This is a genomic window from Neisseria sp. 74A18, assembly GCF_001308005.1.
GTDB classification, from domain to species: Bacteria; Pseudomonadota; Gammaproteobacteria; order Burkholderiales; family Neisseriaceae; genus Neisseria; species Neisseria dumasiana.
Genome location: NZ_LGZA01000072.1, coordinates 1 through 1035 on the forward strand (window position 1 = coordinate 1; position 1035 = coordinate 1035).

2 protein-coding genes and 1 pseudogene are annotated in these 1035 nt (G+C 43.3%); all 3 read right to left on the bottom strand.

The annotated features are described in order from the left end of the window. Positions 1-231: pseudogene (locus tag AKG43_RS11810) on the bottom strand (SEL1-like repeat protein); the annotation flags it as partial. Between the two features lie 29 nt (positions 232-260). Continuing rightward, the gene (locus AKG43_RS11815; protein WP_156300681.1) at positions 261-623 is read right to left on the bottom strand and encodes a hypothetical protein; all 363 of its coding nucleotides are present in this window, start codon (positions 621-623) and stop codon (positions 261-263) included. A 6-nt stretch (positions 624-629) separates the two neighbouring features. Next, positions 630-1035: hypothetical protein (locus tag AKG43_RS13005; protein ID WP_197273154.1), on the bottom strand; the 406-nt coding region annotated here is incomplete at its 5' end.

Below are 1035 nucleotides of genomic sequence, written 5' to 3' on the forward strand. Positions count from 1 at the left end.
CGCTGCTTTTTCTGTCCAATAAAAAGCTTTATTTAAGTCCTTAGGGGCTTCCAAACCATTTAAATAACGCGCCCCTAGATTATATTGGCTTGAAGCATTTCCGTTTTGAGCGCATTGTTCCAATCTAATTAAATCATCCATTGCATCGCAATGTATAGAGTTTTGCTGGAAATAATTGCAACTACAAATTAAAAATATTACACAAATAGTAACAAAAATTTTATGCTTCATAGTTAATCTTTCAACGTAAAGGATTTTCATTAAGGAAAAATCAAATTAGTTCCCTTATTTGTAGCATCTTTCAATGTTTCTCCTCCTACAGCCTGCCCAACATCTCCAACTCCTTTGTTACCAAGTGTATAAGCAGTACCTGCTCCCACTGCATTACCAGGAATTCCTTTTAGCGTTTCCTTTACAGTTTTTCCTTGACAAATAGAATCAGATAAAACGCCACTACCAACTGCATTGGTTGTTTGTTGGCCTAACGTAGCCCAACGCGCCCCAACAAGACCGCTGGCAGTGTCGGTAGCCAAAGAGCAGGCGTTGATTCGCCCGTTTTCAAGAGTTTGAGTTGTACCGGAAGTTACTGTAGAAATGCCAATACTCTTTTCTACAGGAGACAAACGCTCCTATGCTTGAGCCGCAGGTCTTGCTGCAGTGGCTAACGCAGGTAGCGCACGAACACCTACAAAGGCTGTTCCTGCCGCTGCCATTGACCCACCTGCTACCTTTACGCTGGTTTCTCTTAAGCCCGCTTGAGAGGTGTGCAGACGCCTACATTGATCATTTTTTGCGTTTAGAGCCATGGTATTCAGCATTATCGCACCCAAGGCAGTAGCACAACCTGGTTCTTTCATCACTCCACGGTTTTTTATTGCTTCTCTTCTAGCTGCTTCTCTTGCAGCAGCTTGGGCTCTAGCAGCAGCTTCAAAATCTCCCATGCCTCTATTATACGCATCTCTCATTCCGGGGCTGTCAAGATGATGTTGTAACCACTGATAACCATTAAGCCCTAAAGGATCACCCCATCCTTGA